Source organism: Streptomyces sp. M2CJ-2 (assembly GCF_016757295.1).
Taxonomy (GTDB): domain Bacteria; phylum Actinomycetota; class Actinomycetes; order Streptomycetales; family Streptomycetaceae; genus Streptomyces.
Genome location: NZ_JAESIF010000103.1, coordinates 1 through 16142 on the forward strand (window position 1 = coordinate 1; position 16142 = coordinate 16142).

Annotated in this window: 12 protein-coding genes; 5 read left to right on the forward strand and 7 right to left on the reverse strand. The window is 71.0% G+C overall.

The genetic code is table 11. From position 1 onward, the window contains the following. The first annotated feature begins 1031 nt into the window (after positions 1-1031). Entirely contained in the window at positions 1032-2777 is a 1746-nt protein-coding gene (locus JL475_RS35585; protein ID WP_307825278.1) for an MOSC and FAD-binding oxidoreductase domain-containing protein, read from the forward strand. 247 nt (positions 2778-3024) lie between these two features. On the opposite strand, the gene JL475_RS35590 is transcribed toward JL475_RS35585, so the two are convergent. Together JL475_RS35590 and JL475_RS35595 are read right to left on the reverse strand one after the other, a co-directional pair. Continuing rightward, entirely contained in the window at positions 3025-3330 is a 306-nt protein-coding gene (locus JL475_RS35590; protein ID WP_079048197.1) for a muconolactone Delta-isomerase family protein, read from the reverse strand. 641 nt (positions 3331-3971) lie between these two features. Continuing rightward, positions 3972-4667 carry a type 1 glutamine amidotransferase domain-containing protein gene (locus JL475_RS35595; protein WP_202282342.1) on the reverse strand — a complete coding sequence of 232 codons (696 nt, stop codon included), beginning with the start codon at positions 4665-4667 and terminating at the stop codon, positions 3972-3974. Between the two features lie 141 nt (positions 4668-4808). Here JL475_RS35595 and JL475_RS40780 point away from each other — a divergent pair, with 141 nt between their 5' ends. The 3 genes from JL475_RS40780 (at position 4809) to JL475_RS35610 (ending at position 7469) form a co-directional block, all read left to right on the forward strand. Next, positions 4809-5207, forward strand: a complete 399-nt coding sequence (locus JL475_RS40780; protein ID WP_237409219.1) for an ATP-binding cassette domain-containing protein — start codon at positions 4809-4811, stop codon at positions 5205-5207. Between the two features lie 179 nt (positions 5208-5386). Continuing rightward, entirely contained in the window at positions 5387-6757 is a 1371-nt protein-coding gene (locus JL475_RS35605; protein ID WP_307825276.1) for a potassium transporter TrkG, read from the forward strand. A gap of 70 nt (positions 6758-6827) precedes the next feature. Beyond that, positions 6828-7469, forward strand: coding sequence for a TrkA family potassium uptake protein (locus tag JL475_RS35610; RefSeq protein WP_307825277.1), 642 nt, complete (start codon positions 6828-6830; stop codon positions 7467-7469). 446 nt (positions 7470-7915) lie between these two features. Here JL475_RS35610 and JL475_RS35615 read toward each other — a convergent pair whose 3' ends face one another. The 5 genes from JL475_RS35615 to JL475_RS35635 all read right to left on the reverse strand — a co-directional run bounded on the left by JL475_RS35615 (position 7916) and on the right by JL475_RS35635 (position 15357). Continuing rightward, positions 7916-9193 (reverse strand): ABC transporter substrate-binding protein, encoded by a 1278-nt coding sequence (locus tag JL475_RS35615; protein ID WP_202282345.1) that lies wholly within the window; start codon positions 9191-9193, stop codon positions 7916-7918. A gap of 2 nt (positions 9194-9195) precedes the next feature. Continuing rightward, positions 9196-10212 (reverse strand): hypothetical protein, encoded by a 1017-nt coding sequence (locus JL475_RS35620; RefSeq protein WP_202282346.1) that lies wholly within the window; start codon positions 10210-10212, stop codon positions 9196-9198. Then, positions 10209-11600 (reverse strand): hypothetical protein, encoded by a 1392-nt coding sequence (locus tag JL475_RS35625; protein ID WP_202282347.1) that lies wholly within the window; start codon positions 11598-11600, stop codon positions 10209-10211. The genes JL475_RS35620 and JL475_RS35625 overlap by 4 nt, the downstream gene beginning before the upstream one ends. 81 nt (positions 11601-11681) lie before the next feature. After that, positions 11682-13988: a tetratricopeptide repeat protein gene (locus JL475_RS35630; RefSeq protein WP_202282348.1), complete on the reverse strand. Its 2307-nt coding sequence runs from the start codon at positions 13986-13988 to the stop codon at positions 11682-11684. A 46-nt stretch (positions 13989-14034) separates the two neighbouring features. Beyond that, the gene (locus JL475_RS35635; RefSeq protein WP_202282349.1) at positions 14035-15357 is read right to left on the reverse strand and encodes a serine protease; all 1323 of its coding nucleotides are present in this window, start codon (positions 15355-15357) and stop codon (positions 14035-14037) included. Positions 15358-15448: 91 nt separating this feature from the next. Between JL475_RS35635 and JL475_RS35640 the strand changes: the two genes are divergently transcribed. Beyond that, complete coding sequence (locus JL475_RS35640) at positions 15449-15742, forward strand: trypco2 family protein (protein WP_202282350.1); 294 nt, start codon at positions 15449-15451, stop codon at positions 15740-15742. Positions 15743-16142 lie beyond the last annotated feature (400 nt).

Sequence of the window (16142 nt, forward strand, 5' to 3'; positions counted from 1 at the left end):
GGTGCGGGCGCAGGTGGTGTCGTGCTCGCGGCCCGGCCGGACCGGGGAGACCCAGATGGGCCAGCCGTCCGGGGCCGCCCGAAGGTCCTCGGCCCGGTGCACCTCGCCCATGTTCCCGCGCCCTACGACCCCCGTGATCCGGAACCGTCCATCGACCGTCTCCAGGCCCACTGGCCCCTCCCCGTTCACCCGTTGCGTGCAAGGCGGTACGTCCCGCAGGGAGTGTATACCTTCACCTAATTAACGAGGATTGATCGCCCTGTTGACGATGTCAACGGTATAGTGTGGGATTCGGTGAGGCTTCGGGTCGCGCTCTGGGTAGCCGGGCAGCGCATTCCGATCCGCCGGTTGCCTCTCCGGCGTTGCCAAGGAAGCGGTAACTCCCGTATTCACCGTTTCCGTACCTGTCGGACGTGACGTACTGGCCACGGATGTGGATGCGCCACTTGAAGCCGGCATGGATCCATGCGCGTCCCCAGAGGGCTGTACGGGTCAACGGCTCTGTCTCACCTGCGGTGGTGGCGGAGCGTCATCGCTGATGTGCCTGGTCCGAGCTCCAGGGAGGGCAGTCTCGGACGCGCCGTCGAGCGGGGCGGACACGGTGTCGAGGGCCGCGTCACCCGTGCTGGTCCGGGAGTGTTACTGCCGGCCACGGCAACTACTTACCGTCACTACCACATGGAGACGGAGCCTCCTTCATGACACTCCTTTCTACCCTGCCTTGATCGCTTTGACAGGTTCCGCGCGCCTCGTCCGTCTGATGCGGTGCGCCGGTTCGCGTGGGTACGCTTGCCCGTGGGGCCCGTGGGGCCCGTGTGCAGCCGGCGGGGATGCCTGCCGCGCTGTCATCGTGGCGTCGGGCCACAGGGTCGTGATGTCTCCTCGAAGGACATGGGTTCGGCGGCCGGCGCGGGCGAGAGCCTGGGGCCAGTGGGCGCCCGGGCGAGGCCCGCAGGGGGTCTCCGGCGAAGTTCCCGGAGCGGATCCCCCGCAAGGGAGGTGGCAGGGTGGCCACATTGAGAGCCTTGAGCGTGGGGATGCCGAAGGACGTCCCCTGGCACGGCAAGACCGTGCACACCGGCGTCTACAAGAAGCCCGTGCCCGGGCCGCGGATGGTGCGGCGGCTGAACATCGACGGCGACGGCCAGGGCGATCTGGGCGGTCACGGAGGCGAGCAGCGGGCAGTGCTCGTGTACCAGACCGACTCCTACCGTTTCTGGGCTCGCGAACTCGGCCGCGACGATCTCCAGCCAGGTCAGTTCGGGGAGAATTTCACCGTCGACGGCCTGCCGGACAACGAGGTCTGTATCGGTGACCGCTACCGCATCGGCAACGCGCTCTTCGAGGTCACCCAGCCGCGGGTGACCTGCTACCGAGTCGGCCTGCGGATGGGCGAGCCGCGGATGGCGGCACTGTTGGTGGCACACCACCGGCCCGGCTTCTATCTGCGCGTGCTCGAGGAAGGCGAGGTCGAAGCCGGGCAGGAGATCGTCAAGGTCTCCACCGGACCCGAGGCGATGACCGTCGAGGAGATCGACCGGGTGCTCTACCTGCCCGGGCACACCCGCCGGCAGGTCGAACGTGCCCTGCGGATCCCCGCACTCAGCCCCGGCTGGCGGGCGTCCATGGAGGCACTGCTGGATCAGGAGGACAGCGAGGCCGCCGGAACGTCCGGCAGCGCCGGGCTGAATGCCGCGGCCACCGCCCCGCGCCCCGCCTGGCCGGGCTTCCGCCCGCTGGTCGTCACCCGCATCCAGCCCGAGAGCCGTAGCGTGTTCTCCCTGTCGCTGGCCGCCCCCGACGGTTCGGATCTGCCGACCGCACTGCCGGGGCAGTTCGTCACGGTCAAGGTCCCGACCGAGGGGGACGCGCCGCCGCTGATCCGCAGTTACTCGCTGTCCGGCGAGCCGGGCACCGGAACGTACCGGATCAGCGTGAAGGCCGAACTCCACGGCGCGGCCGGCAACCGTCTGCGCAGCCACGTACGCACCGGCGACCACCTCGACCTCGCGGCGCCCCGCGGTACCTTCTTCCTGACCGCCGGGGACAATCCGGTGGTCCTGCTGTCGGCCGGTGTCGGGGCCACTCCCGTGCTGGCGATGCTGCACGCACTCGCCCGCGACCGCTCCAGCCGCCAGGTGTGGTGGCTGTACGGGGCCCATGACGGCACGGAGCACCCCTTCGCCCGGGAGAGCCGGGAACTGGTCGGCATGCTTCCGCGGGCCCGGTTGAGGATCTACTACAGCAAACCGGCCGCCGAAGACCGCCGGGACGTCGACTACACGGACATCGGCCACCTGTCGGGCGACCGTATTCTCGGCCTGGGGCTGCCCGTCGACGCCGACGTCTACCTGTGCGGCCCCGGGGCCTTCATGGACAGCGTCACCACCGCCCTCGTCGACGCGGGTCTGGAGGCGTCCCGTGTCCATACCGAGATCTTCGGCGCGGGTCCGTCGCTCACTCCCGGGATCGACGGCGCGGCGACAGTCGCACCCCACCAGCCCGCCGGGCGGGCGGGCACCGGTCCCACAGTCGTCTTCGCCCGCAGCGGTCTCGAGGTCCCCTGGAACGAAGCCCGGGAGTCCCTGCTCGAACTCGCCGAAGCCTGCGACGTCCCCGTCAGATGGTCGTGCCGGACCGGCGTCTGCCACACCTGCGAACTCGCCCTCATGTCCGGGGCGGTGCAGTACGCTCCCGACCCGGTCGAGCCCCCCGCCGACGGCAACATCCTCATCTGCTGCTCCCAGCCCACCGAGGGGATCGTCCTGGACCTGTGATGAGCGGCGCCCTCACCGCGCCGACACGGACGGTACCGCGGCCCCCGCTCCGAGCCTGCGGGCACCGGCAGACGTGCCCCCAAGGGGACCGCAGCGCGGCACTTGACCGGAGAGGGACGACGCACCGTGCGTGCACACTTGAGACGGGTTCCTCGCGGTTTCCGCGGGTATCAGAGCGAGTCTGGGACCGGCGGTGGAGATCGGCGGCTGCGACCGGCCGCGGTCCATGGCTATGGGGGCTCCGCCGTCACTCCGTGCCGTCGGTGGCCCGCCCGGGGTCGTTGGGGTGGGGTTCGAGCGGGGTGACGGTGAGGGTCATCCAGGGGCGCAGCGGCAGTGTGCCGAGCACCTTCTCGTGGAGCTCCTTCTCGTCCGCGGCCCGCCAGACCCCGATGCTGCGCAACTCGCCGACCGGACGCCACAATCGGGCCAGGTTGCCGGTCGCCGAGAGCTCCCCCGCACGGACCTTCTCGGCCGCCCTCCGCCTGTCGACCTCTTCCTGGCTGGTCCCCTCGGGGACCGTCGTGGTGATCTCGACGAGGAACTCCTGCATCGGTTCGCTCCGTTCGGTGAAGGTCCCGGCGACGACGGGAAGGGCGAGTTCGCCGGTGGTCATCCGTCTCCCCCGAGCGGAGCCGCGATCAGGTCGGACGCCGCCCGACCGCTACGGGAGCTCCGCTCCGCGATGACCCTTGAATGGTCCGTTGAATTGTCCGTCCGGCCCGGCGATCCGCGCCACGACCGGTTTCCTCTCTCGTGGAAGACGTGGCCTCCCAGCGTCCAAGGCGCCCGAACGCGGGCCCAGGGATACGCCTGTTGCCAACGCCGCTGCCCCCAGGCCGCCTCTGACGGTGCCACGGGGCTTTGCGCGTCCGCACCTTGCGAAACGCCTCGCGCGCTCGGTACCGCCGGAAGGCAGCGACCGGTTCCAGCGACGAGGACGCGGAAGTACCGCGGCCCGAGCGTTGCATCGTGCTCCAGACCAGTTGGCACGTGAGAAGGCACCTTTCGGCCGAAGCGGCGGGGGCCGACGAAGTCCGACGCCGGCAACCGCGTACCCGCAGTGCGCTCACAGACCTGAGCGCACTGCTCACGCCGACGGCGAGCCGGTGCGGCGGGAATCCCCTCCCGAACTCCCCGCGCCGGCACTCGGCCGGCACTCAATGGACACGCCGCCCCACACCATGAGAGCTCTCACACGAGGGTTTTCAGCAGCCGTTCTGCGAGCACTTCGGCGGAGTGAGGATTCTGCCCGGTGATCAGGTTGCGGTCCTCGACCATGTACGGCTTCCACACCTCGCCCCGGCTGTACTCGACGCCCACTTTCTCCTTGAGTTCGTCCTCAAGGAGCCACTGTGCCTTGTCGGCCAGTCCGACGGCCTCCTCCTCTTCATTGGTGAAGCCCGTGACCCGGTAGCCCTTGAAGGGCGACTCGCCGTGGATCCTGGTGGCCAGCATCGCGGCAGGAGCGTGGCACACGATGGCGAGTGGTTTGCCCGAGGCGAGTTGCCCGGTCAGTATCCGTCCCGCGTCGGCGTCCACCGACAGGTCCTGCATCGGGCCGTGGCCTCCGGGCAGATACACCGCGTCGTAGTCCTGCAGCCGCACGTCCGAGAGTTTGATCGGCCGGCGCATGACCTCCGCGGAACGGATGATGGCTTCCAGTTCGAGCGCTCCCTCCTCACCGCCGGCCATGGCGGGGCGCAGGCTCATCATGTCGACGGTCGGCGTCACGCCGTTGGGCGTCGCGACGACGACCTCGTGGCCCGCCTCCGTGATCGCCTTGTACGGCTGCGCGAATTCCTCCGCCCAGTAGCCGGTGGCATACCTCGTGCCGTCCTTCAGGACCAGGTACGTAGCTCCGGTGACCACGAAAAGCACCTTCGCCATCACGAATCGCCTCCTTGACGCTTTTTGGGGAAATTGAGGTGATTTACGCTGAAGGCCAGTCTAGGCACAGGAATCATCAGGCACATGCGGACAGCGGCCGTGAGCCCGCCCGGGGACGGAAGCACGCGGGGAGGGACCGCCATGACCGAGAAGGGCGCCGTCGCCACCGACCGATCGCCTTCCGCGGCCGTCCTCCGCGTCAGGGGCGTCACCAAGAGCTTCGGCGGCGCGGCGGCTCTCAAGGGCGTCGACCTCGACCTCCACCCCGGCGAGATCCACGCCCTCATGGGCATGAACGGCGTCGGCAGGCCGACCCTGGTGCAGATCCTCTCCGGAGCGCACCAGGCCGACGGCGGCACCGTGGAGGGGGAGGGGGTGCCCCTGGCCAGGTGGCCCGGCCATCGGGGCGTGGGCGAGACCGTCATCGAAGGCTCCGGCGATGACATCGACGTCCATGTGGTGACCCACTCCGAAGCCGCGCACGGCCGGTTCCCGCACCGGCGCACGAGCGCCCGCGGAACCCGTGACGCCACACGGTGACCCGCACACGGCGCACCGCCATCAGCCGGTTCCCACGCCTTCTTGACGTCGTGGCGCGTTCCGTACGCCCGCTTTGGGAGGGATGCTGTGGCAGGTGGCCGCCTTCACCGGCCTCCTCGTGCAACGGGGCACGACAGACAGGAAATGCGGCGGAGGGGCATCGGAGGTTGCTGGTGGCCGTGGGTACGACTCGGGCCTGGTGGTCCCGGCTGGCCGCCTATCCCGCCCGTGGCGTCGTCCTGGCCTTTGCGTTCGTCGTCGTGCTGGGTGCGGCCCTGCTGATGCTGCCGGCCGCCACCGAGCCCGGCAGGGAGACCAACGTACTGACCGCCCTGTTCACCTCCGCGGGAGCGGTCAGCGGCGGGCTGCCCCTCGTGGGGACCGGCAGCCACTGGAGCGCGTTCGGCGAGGGCGTGGTCCTGGCTCTGATCCAGATCGGCGGGTTCGGCATCATGACGCTCGCGTCGCTGCTGACCCTGCTCGTCTCCGGTCGGCTGCGACTGCGGACGCAGCTCGCCACGCAGGCGGAGAGGAGCCTCAGCGTCGGTGACATCCGTCGGGTGGTCCTGGGAGTCGCGGGCATCACGCTGGCCATCGAACTGGCCACGGCCGCCGTGCTCACGGTCCGTTTCCACATCGGCTACGGCCTGACGGCCGGAAACGCCGTCTACCACGGGATCTTCTACGGGATCTCCGCCTTCAGCAACGCCGGGTTCGGGCTGCGCGACGACAACCTCGTCGGCTATGCGCACGATCCCTGGATCGTCCTGCCGATCGCCGCGGCCTGTGTGCTCGGTGCCCTCGGCTTCCCCGTACTGTTCGAACTGCTGCGCAGCCGCCCGGGCGCCCGCGGCGGCACCCGGCACCGCTGGTCCCTGCACACCCGGCTCACCCTCCTCACCTCCGCGGTCCTGCTCACCGTCGGCACCGTCATGACCTGCGCGCTGGAGTGGAGCAACCCGAGGACTCTCGGATCCCTGGAATGGGGGGACAAGCTGCTGGACGGGTTCTTCACCGCCGCCAGCTCGCGTACCGCCGGCTTCAACACCGTCGACACCGGTGCCATGGAACCGGCCACCCTCCTGGGCCTCTGCGTGCTGATGTTCATCGGCGGCGGCAGCGCGGGCACCGCGGGCGGCATCAAGGTCACCACGTTCGCGGTTCTGGGAGCGGCGATGCTGGCCGAGGTCCGCGGGCGCACCGACGCGGACATCATGGGCCGCCGGGTCTCCGCGGCCACGCTGCGCCAGGCCCTCACCGTGGCGCTGCTGGGTGTGGGTCTCGTCATGGCGGGCACGTTGGTGCTGCTCGCCGTCACCCAGGAAAGAGCTGACGCGGTCCTGGCGATCCTGTTCGAGGCCGTCTCTGCTTTCGGCACGGTCGGCCTGAGTACCGGCATCACCGGGGACCTTCCCGCAGGGGGCCAACTCACCGTCATCGTCATGATGTTCGTCGGGCGCGTCGGCCCGATCACCCTCGCCAGCGCGCTCGCACTGCGGCAGCGCGACCGCCGGTACACCCTGCCCGAGGAGCGACCCGTCATTGGCTGACCACTTCAAGTCACTGCGTCCACACCGACGTCGGGGTTCCGCCGACCGTCGCCCGGCCCGCGATTCCAGAGTGGCGGTGATCGGTCTCGGCCGTTTCGGGCAGTCCGTGGCGGCGGAGCTGATGCGGCGTGGCTGGGACGTGCTCGGCGTCGACGCCGACGTCGGCGTCGTCCAGAAGGTCGGCGAAGAGCTGACCCAGGTCGCCGCCGCGGACTGCACCGACCCCGCTGCGCTGGCGCAGCTCGGCGTCGGCGAGTTCTCCCGCGTGGTGGTCGGTATCGGCACCGACCTGGAGGCCAGCATCCTGACCACCTCCAACCTCGTCGACGCCGGCGTGGCCGCCATCTGGGTCCGGGCCACCAGCCGGCAGCACGGCCAGATCCTGGAACGCATCGGTGCCCACCACATCGTCCTGCCCGAGCACGACATGGGCGAGCGCGTGGCCCACCTGGTCACCGGCCGGATGCTGGACTTCATCGCCTTCGACAGCGATTACGCGCTGATCAAGACGCTCGCCCCGAAGGTCGTCGGCGGGATCCCGCTGGGCGAGAGCCGGGTGCGCAGTACGTACGGCGTCACCGTCGTCGGCATCAAACGCCCCGGCGCCGACTTCACCCACGCCACCGCCGAGACGGTCGTCCATCCCGGCGACGTCATCATCGTCACGGGCAGGACCCGGGCGGTGGAGATGTTCGCCGAGCTGGACCGGTGAGACGCACCGTCAACGCAGGCACTACGGCCGTCACCAGCCACGGCAGACCCACGGCCGGCCACAGCCGGCTCCACGACAGCCCCTCGTCGAGCGCGGCAGCGAGTGAAAGTGCAGAATCGGCCGAAGGCCCTCCGGGGCGTCTGCCGCGAACACCCGGGTGCGGCCGTCGTCGTGACCCTCGCGCACCAGCACGTGCAGCACCGAACACCGGATCGGCATCCCTGCGACGCCGACGGTCGGCGAACCCCGACCCGTACCGGTGCCTCGCCCGGCCGCAGAAGCCGGGCCTTGACCCAGGCTCTGGCCACGGCCTTCGTATCGCAGCGGCAGGCGCGTCCGCACTCGCCACAGCGGGGCGCGCGCCCGGTCCGGACGAACGGCGGCGCGCGCCTCTGGGGCGGATCGTGGCCGGTGGGGAAGCCGGGGCCCGGGCGCCGGCCCCTCGCTCATTGCTTGCTGCACACCGTCTTCGGCGCCGCCCTGCTGTCGGCGCCTCGGGCGGACTGCGCGTCCTGCATCCTCTGCACATCGTGGAGGACACCCTCGATGTCGGGGTCCTGACCGGCGGCGACCCTTGCGATGGTCAGCAGGACGGCCTCGTAGAAGGCGTCCCGCACGGCGGGCGCCATGACGTCCGAGGCGTCCAGGCAGCGGGGGCCTTCACCGAGCTGTCGTGCGATCTTGCGTTCGACCGCGTCGTCCTGTGGCCCCTCTCGCTCCACCTGGCGATTCGCCGAGAAGACGTTCGCCAGATCGGCCCACTTCTGCTGGCCTTCCTCGGAGGCCAGTCGGCGGATCAGTTCACGGGCCGGGCGGCGGTCGCTGAACAGCGCCGCGAAGTCGCCGGTCACCTCGTGGGCCCGGACCCGGCTGCCGCCTTCGGGCAGGAGCCGAGCGGAGTCCATCAGGTCCGCGTGCTGCGCGTCGTCCTTGTAGAAGGAGAGCGCGAAGGAGCCCTGGTGCTCCAGGGTGCACCCGCCCCGGCCGTCGAACAGCAGCCCGTTGCCGTCCGGGGCGCCGCGGTGGTCGGTGAGCAGAGCGTGCTTGGCCGCCTTCTCGTCCTGCCGGAGCAGCCTGGCCCACGCCTCCCAGGCCCTGCGTACCGGATCACTTCGCCACCACTGCACCTCGCCCATGCCCAGCGCCCACTTCTCGTAGACGTCCGGGCCCTCCCGTTGCAGCACGAGGTCCTCGATCCAGTCGGTGCCGGGCCAGCCGGAGGCGCCGTCGTCCCCCATGCCGATGCACCAACTCCTCAGTGGAGCAGGCTCAGGGGCGGGCTCGTGACCCTGGCGGTACCAGACGATGCTCTTCAGGTCCGCCTTGACCGGGACCCAGTAGACGTTTTCGGAGGGCGAGCCGGTCGGCTTCCAGGGAGCGCCGTACTCCTGTGGCTCGTAGAGCCGGTTCAGCGGTTTGAGGAGTTCCTGGTCGGCGTACTCGGCGAGTTCGCCGAGGCCCGGCATGATCACGATGTCCGGGGGCTCCCCCGACTGCACCTTGGAGAGCAGCACATCCCGTTGGGCCGCGGTGCCCTGGTAGCGGAAGGGGATGCCGAAGCCCTGCAGCAGGGTTTCGAACTGCTCCGCCTGCTTGGCCGTCCACGTTCCGAGGATGGTCACCGGCTCCTCGTCGTCGTGCTGCGACCAGACCACCACCATGCCGCCGGCGGTGATCAGCAGCATGACCATGACGAAGATCAGCATCTTGAATTGCCGGGTCACCGTCACCTCCAGTAGTCGTTGTCGAGCCGAAGACCGAGCCCCAGCGCGGGCAGGACGACGGCCAGTAGGCTGCCGACGAAAGCGCCCTGGTACACCGGGGCGGTCCAGGCGTCATCGGTCATCTTCTGCCGGACCTGCTCCGACTTCTTCGTGACGTACTGCTGTGCGTCGGCCGGCTCCGTGCCGCTTTGCCGGGGCACGTAGGTGATCTGCCGCAGATCCTTGACCGCCCCGCCCAGGGCGTCCTGGGTGGAGGACATCGCCGTCAGCGGAAACACCGCGAGCAGCACGGTGAGCACGAAAGCCGCGAGCAGGTACGGATTCCAGTCGCGGCCGCAGCGGTCGCGCAGCACGAACAGCGCCGAGAGCAGGGTCAACCCCACCAGAGCCAGGGAGAGTTCGGCGAGCCACCACCCACCGCGCTGCCACTGCCCCATGGTGGCTGTGGCTTCGGCGTGCTTCAGCTGGACCCCCTGCAGTGCCTCCAGGCGGGGTACGAGCCCCACCGACTCGCGGGTGAGCAGCGATTCCGCTTCTTGGAGCTTCTGCTTCCGCATGAGGGACTGGTCGGGGTAAGGGGACGTGCCGAGGCCGAGCGAGTCGCTGTAGGTGGCGAGCAGGCCCTTGACCGTGCCGAGGTCCTGGTCCGTGCGGTCGGCGATCCGGGACAGGCCCTGGTCGGCGGCCGAGAGCTGGGACCGGTAGGCCTCGCCCGAGCCCGTGACGTCGATGAGGTCCATGTCCACCAGGGCGCTGACCTCCTGGTCGGCCCGCAGGGCCGCGAGCCGGGTGGCGGCGAGCCCCTGCACGGCCGGCGCCTCGCGGGACGCGAGCGCTTCGGCGCTGTGCTGGACCTGACGGCAGGAGAGGAACAGGGCGGTCGACGCCACGGCCGTGAGCAGGAACAGAACCACCAGATGCACCTCCAGCAGCCGGCGGGTCCGCCAGGGGCTCAGCCGCCGGCGCCAGAAAGCGGCGGGGGAGAACCGGTACCAGGAGGCGGCGCGTCCGGCCGTCACAGCAGCTTCTCCCCGCATGCGATGCAGTAACGGGCCTCGCTCCCGGCCGGGGTGCCGCAGCCGCCGCAGCGCGGGCCCGGCCGCGCACCGACGGCGTCGGCCAGGGGCCCGCCGGGACGGGACCCGGCGCGCAGGATCAGCGGGCCGAGGGCACCGGCGTCGACGGCGCGCGGCCGGACCAGCCCCGCGGCCGCGTCCTCGATGTCGGCGACCGTGCGGATCTCGTCCAGCACCCAGTCCGTTCCCAATTGCGCCGCCAGCCGGGCGGCCTGTCCCAGGCGGTCCTCGGCGGTGTCCGGTCGGTGTTCCTGAAGAGCGGTGAGGCCCTGACGGAGAGCCTTCCGCATCCTGGCGGTGGCGTTGAGGTCACGCACGCTGTCGGTGCCCGTCGGGGTGTGGGGCGGGGACTGCTCGGGGAGGTGCCAGCGGGCGATGACGGGTGCGTGGACATCACCGATGGAGACCATGGCGAACTGCAGCTCGGTCTCCATCGGGTCGGCGTCGGAGTCGGCGACCAGAGTGAGCAGGTAGTCGCGTCTGCCCTGCTGCCACTGGTAGGTCGGGAATCTCCAGCGGTGCGGCCGGCCGGGCTGGGGCAGCCTGCCGAGGCGGTGCGGCCGGGGCGCCTTCTCGCTGAGCGAGACCTGGCGCACGGAGGGCCGCACGGTCACTTCGATCGGCAGCTGGGGCGTGTGCACCCGGCGCAGCCGGTGGACGGCGGCAGTGACCGCATGGCCGAGTTCGCCGTCGTCCACGAACTCGGCCGTGCCGTGCAGCCGTTCGGCGAGGGTCAGCAGGGGGTCGGGGGCCCAGTCCGTGCCCACGGCGAACACATCACAGGTGAACTGCCCTGCGTACGCCTCCAGTTCCTCTTCCAGACGGGTCTCGCCGACGGCGCTGCTGCCATCGGTGATCAGCACCAGATGGCGTACGGACACCGGCCGACCGGCGAGCAGGGCACGCGCTCGGGCCGCCCAGGGGGCGTACCCGGCAGGGCGCGGCCCCTCCCGGTGCAGCGGGAGCGATCCCGCGACGAAGGCGGCCCGGCGCCTCTCCTCCCGGTCGGCGACGGCCCACTCGTCGGCACCCCGCGGATAGCAGCGGACCGGCTCGGGACCGCTGCCGAGCACGGCGAAGGAGATACGGTCGGGCAGGGCGCGCAGCGCCGACGGCAGGGCGTACCGGACGGCCGCCCGGTTGGACTCGGCGACGTCCACCGCGATGATCACGGCGAGCTGGACCGCGGGCAGGTCGGTGGGAGCGCCGTCGGCGGCCACGTCGACCCGCAGATGGGCCTCTATCTTCGCGCTCCGGTGCGGGCGCGGATCACCGCCGAGGTCGACGTGCAGTCGGATGCCCGGCTGCGGCGGCCGAGTATGGCTGCTCATGTCGTACGTCACCGCTCCTTCGCCTTCGTCGCCGCGGCACACCGGGTGCCGGGTGCCGATCCGGTCTGTCGTGCCGTGCGGTCAGAACACGGTCTGGGGCCGTACCGCGTGCATGAGATCCACGAGGTGCTCATGGGCGGCCGGCTCATGGTGGCGTGCCGCCAGTCGCCGGTAGTACGCCTCCAGCTGCTTGCGCGACTCGCGCTCCGGCGTGCTCAGACGTCTCAGACCGCGGGCGTCGAGCCGTCCGGCATCCCTTCCCGGCGCACCGGGCCGGTCGCTGAGGCTGTGCACCGCGTCCAGCTTCCATTCGTGGAGTTCGGTGCCCAGGCGCAGGGCCTCGTCCTCCGACAGGCGAGGCTCCCCGGCGCCCGGACTCCCGCCCTCGAGACCGCGCAGCTCGGCCAGCGCCGCGTCGACCTCGGCGGGCGCGGGCAGCGGATCACCGTCTCCGGGCAGCCGGGCCGCGCGGATGCGCAGGGAGGCGATCCGGGCGACGGTGTGGTCCAGAGTGCCCTGCCGGACCCGGCCGAGCACATCGATGGCCGCCCGGCGGTCGCGCGCGCGGAGTGCGAGCCTGGCCAGGCCGAGGGCGGCGCCGCCGTGCGCGGGGTTGCGGGCGAACACCACCTCGTACAGCTCCTTGGCCGTGGGCTCGGCCGTGTCGTCGCCGAGCCGCTCCGCGCAGTAGGCGAGGGCCAGTTTGGGCGCGTACTCGCCGGGCAGTTCGAGGTGGACCTGAGTGAAGTGCCTCCTGGCCTCGACGACCTGCCGCGGGTCGTCGTCGAGATCGGCGCTGCGCAGCGCGAGCAGGGCGCGATGCCACTCCAGCCGCCACCGGCGCACGGCGGGCGGCCCGGGGATGGAGTCGGCCGTGTCGAGCTCCTCCTGGGCCCGCTCCAGGCCCTCCCCGGTGTTCCGGTCCAGCAGAACGCGCACGTTGTGCAGGCAGATCTCCACCGAGCGCGGCTTCTCGTCCTCCTGCTCGAGGAGCTGGCCCGGGGCGTAGCCGCTGCTCACCTCGAACCGCGCGGTCTGCGGATCGCCCGGATACGGCCTCGGCACCGGCAGACAGGCGGCGATCTCGGTGGGTGTGGGCGCGCCGAGGTCGAGGGCCGGTGCCAGGGGCGGCTCGTACCGGTCGCGGCGGGGGCGGTCCAGCCAGTGTTCGATGCCCGGCACCGTGCCGAGCCGGGCGCCGAGCAACCGGGTGGACGGCCGGAAGTAGTCGGAGGGCTCGGGCGGATCGCTCTTGCCGCGCAGCGCGCGGATCTCCCGCAGGGCGCCGCGCAGTTGGCCGACCATCTCACGGGCGTCGGTGAAGCGCCGGTACGGGGAGGGCCGGACGGCACGATCGACGACCCGTTGGAAGGAGGCGGTGCCGAGGCCGGGCACCTCGGCGACGGCCCAGCGTGCGAGTTCCCGCAAGGTGGCGCCGACGGTGTGCAGGTCGTGGGCGACGGTGGGCATGGCCGACGTTTCGGTCTCAGGTGCCGTGTAGTCGGCCGTGACATGGGCGGGCGGCTGGCTCTGGCCCTGTTCGCGCATGCCGCCGAGATCGATGACCTTGATGCCGTCCCTGTGGTGCACGACGTTGGAGGGCTTCATGTCCCCGTACACGAAGACCCGTTCGCCGTCGGCGTGCAGGTGGACGAAGGCTTCGAGGATCTGGCAGCCGTACGCCGCGACGTGCTCGATGTCGAGGACGGATTCACCGCGCCGCACGTCCTCGACGACTTTCGCGAGGGTGCCGTCACCGACGTCGTCCATGACGATGTAGCCGCCGGTGACCTGGCCGGTGTCGTCGCTCCGGGCGACGAAGTCGCGGATCTGCACGATGCGGGGGTGGCGGATGGCGACGAGGTTGCGGCGTTCGACGTCGGCGAGCCGGGCGCCGTCGTGCTCGTACCGGTTGAGCAGTCCCTTGACGGCGACGACGTCACCGAGATGGGTGTCCTCAGCGAGGTAGACCCAGCCCTGTCCGCCGTGCGCGATGGGCCCCATGATCCTGTACTGGTCGCGCAGCATGTCGCCCTTGACGAGTTCGGGTTGGTACGAGTAGCGCTCGCCGCAGACCGGGCAGAATCCCTTGATCGGCACCGGGCCCTCGGTGTAGGGCGGGGCGAAGGTGATGCCGCACCCGGTGGACGAGCAGTCCATGCGGATGCGCAGTGGCGCCTCGGGACGGACGAGGCGTTCCTCGGCGGGGCGTGGCTCTCGCTCGGGGAGCGAGAGGAGCTCGCGGGGGCCGTGTTCCCGGGGGTCCTCGGGAAGAGCGGGCAGCCCGGGGCCGTTCTCCGCGCGGCCGCACGCGGCGCAGTGGCCGGTGGGCAGCACGGTGCCGCCGCAGGGGGCTCCGGTGAAGCGCCGGTGCGGGCAGGTCGTCATCTTCTCGTGGTCCTCCTTCCTTGCCCGGGTCTGGCGGAGCACCGCATCACCGGTCTCCATGGCGGCTCAGGTCGGCGCGCAGGGCCCTGATCAGTGCGCGCAGCCGGGCGAGTTGCTGCTGCGGGTCCCGCACCTCGTCGATCAGGCGGCGCGCGGCCCGGTGCCGGTCGGCCGTCTCGGTCACGGAGCCGAGGGAGGCACTGTCGACGATGTCGCGGCGGATCGCCCGGCTGAACTCCACGAGCTCCAGACGTTCGAGCAGTGTGTCCGCGTGGTGGAGGAGCGCGGGCAGCAGGAGTCGGTCGCGGGACCCGGCCCAGCCGGGACCGCCCTCGTGGCGGAAGACGAGCAGCAGCCGGAAGCCGAACACCCTCAGCCGGGCCAGAAGTTCGATCAGGGGGCCCGGCCGGGGCTCCTCGTCGAGGCCGTCGACGAGGACCGTGACGGGCCGGACGGGCGCACGGTCGGCCGACTGCGCGGGTGGGGGCTTGGCGCCGCGCAGCCAGTCCCAGTACGCCAGGTATTCGCCGGCCGGGAAGGTGACCTGGTCCAAGGCGTGGTCGACGAGGTCCGGCCTGCTGGCGCCGCCGCGATGGACGACGTGGGCGCGGTGCAGCAGATGGCGCAGCGAGCGGTCCTTTCCGCTGCCCGGAGGCACCACGGTGATCTTCACCGGGTCCTCGTCCGGGTCGTCGAACCACCGGGTCAACCGCTCCTCGAAGTCGTGATCCCAGGCCTGCGGGCTGATCAACTCCCTGATCAAAGGTGAGAGTTCGGCGATGCGGCCGATGGGGATCAGGTACGAGAAGGAGATCCGGTTGGCTTCGGGCAGCAGTTCGCCCAGATCGCCGCGCCAGCTGACGACGAGGCCGACCACACGGGCGGGACGACCTTCCTGAGGCCGGGTGCACACGGCCGCGCCGCTGAAGCCGGCGCGCACCACCTCCGACTTGGTGACGGCGTCGAGCTGCACCCGCTCACCGCTGGCGCCGCCGATGCGCCCCCACAGGCTCATGCCGTCGTCGAAGCCCTCCGCGTAACCGGTCGCGTACACCTCCAGCCCGCCCCACAGCCTGGGTTCCAGCAGGGCGCGACGCGCCTGCGGGCGAGGGCTGTCCAGGCGCAGCACGGCGACGTCCTCGCCGCTCTCGCCCTCCGGAAGCCAGCCGCCGGGCAGGACGCGTGCGGAGACCGGTTCGAGCCCGCTGTTCTCGGCGAACTCCAGCCACATGACGGTGTCCGGGTGGCGCACCACGTGTGCGCAGGTCAGTGCCGTGTACTGGTCGACGAGCACGCCGGCACCACAGATGGGGCCGTGCGCGTCCTCGCGCCGCAGCCTGAGCCTCCAGTCCGCACGCAGTTCCCCCATACCGCCTCACACTACGCGCAAAGCATGGTGCGTCCCTAGACTTGTGAGCAGAGTGGATCGGCCAACCAACGGAAGACGGGGGCGTGTTGACATGAGGGATATCGAACCGATCGGTCTGGCGGAGGCCATCGGCTCGGTCCGTGCGGAGCTGGCGCGGGCCCAGGCGGAAGGAGCGGAGAGCGACTGGCGGTTCACCGTGGAGCAGGTCAGTCTGGAGTTCTCGGTGCAGTTCCACCGGGCCGGCGAGGGCGGGGCGGGCCTGCGCCTGGGCGTGGTCGAGGCGCGGCTGGGCGGCTCGGTGAGCCATGACTCCACGCACCGCATCGAGGTCGCCCTCAAGCCCCTTCCCCGTCCCGACGGCCGCCACCACGAGGTGAGCCGCTAGGACACCGCCCCCCCACCGGTCAGGACCGCACGACGGCTCCCTCTCGCGGGACCAGGGTGACGCGCCGGAGAACCGGAGCTTGAGCTTCTCGCCGGCCGGGGAGGCGCCGACCGCTTCCACCGGACGGAGACGCTGGACCTCCTGCCTCGCTCGGGAGCGACTCGCTCCCGGCCCGAAGCCCCGGAGAAGTCCCACAGGTGCCGCCGCACCCGCTCACGACCCGCATCGATGCAGGTCAGGCAGGGGGCGGCGGCAGCCGTGCGTCAGATGTCCCGGAAGAGACCAGCCAGCGCTGTGACCTGCAGCGATGACCGATCACGGGTCGCTGACCTGACCTCCTAATGAGGTTGTCAAGCCGCAGAGGTGACGGGGACGGCAGGGTCGTAGCACCGTCCGTCAC

Coding starts and splice junctions, on each gene's coding strand:
- JL475_RS35590 (WP_079048197.1), bottom strand. CDS start 3,330: ATGCAGGAGTTCCTCGTCGAGATCACCACGACGGTCCCCGAGGGGACC.
- JL475_RS35630 (WP_202282348.1), bottom strand. CDS start 13,988: ATGACGACCTGCCCGCACCGGCGCTTCACCGGAGCCCCCTGCGGCGGC.
- JL475_RS40780 (WP_237409219.1), top strand. CDS start 4,809: ATGACCGAGAAGGGCGCCGTCGCCACCGACCGATCGCCTTCCGCGGCC.
- JL475_RS35635 (WP_202282349.1), bottom strand. CDS start 15,357: ATGGGGGAACTGCGTGCGGACTGGAGGCTCAGGCTGCGGCGCGAGGAC.
- JL475_RS35625 (WP_202282347.1), bottom strand. CDS start 11,600: ATGAGCAGCCATACTCGGCCGCCGCAGCCGGGCATCCGACTGCACGTC.
- JL475_RS35595 (WP_202282342.1), bottom strand. CDS start 4,667: ATGGCGAAGGTGCTTTTCGTGGTCACCGGAGCTACGTACCTGGTCCTG.
- JL475_RS35640 (WP_202282350.1), top strand. CDS start 15,449: ATGAGGGATATCGAACCGATCGGTCTGGCGGAGGCCATCGGCTCGGTC.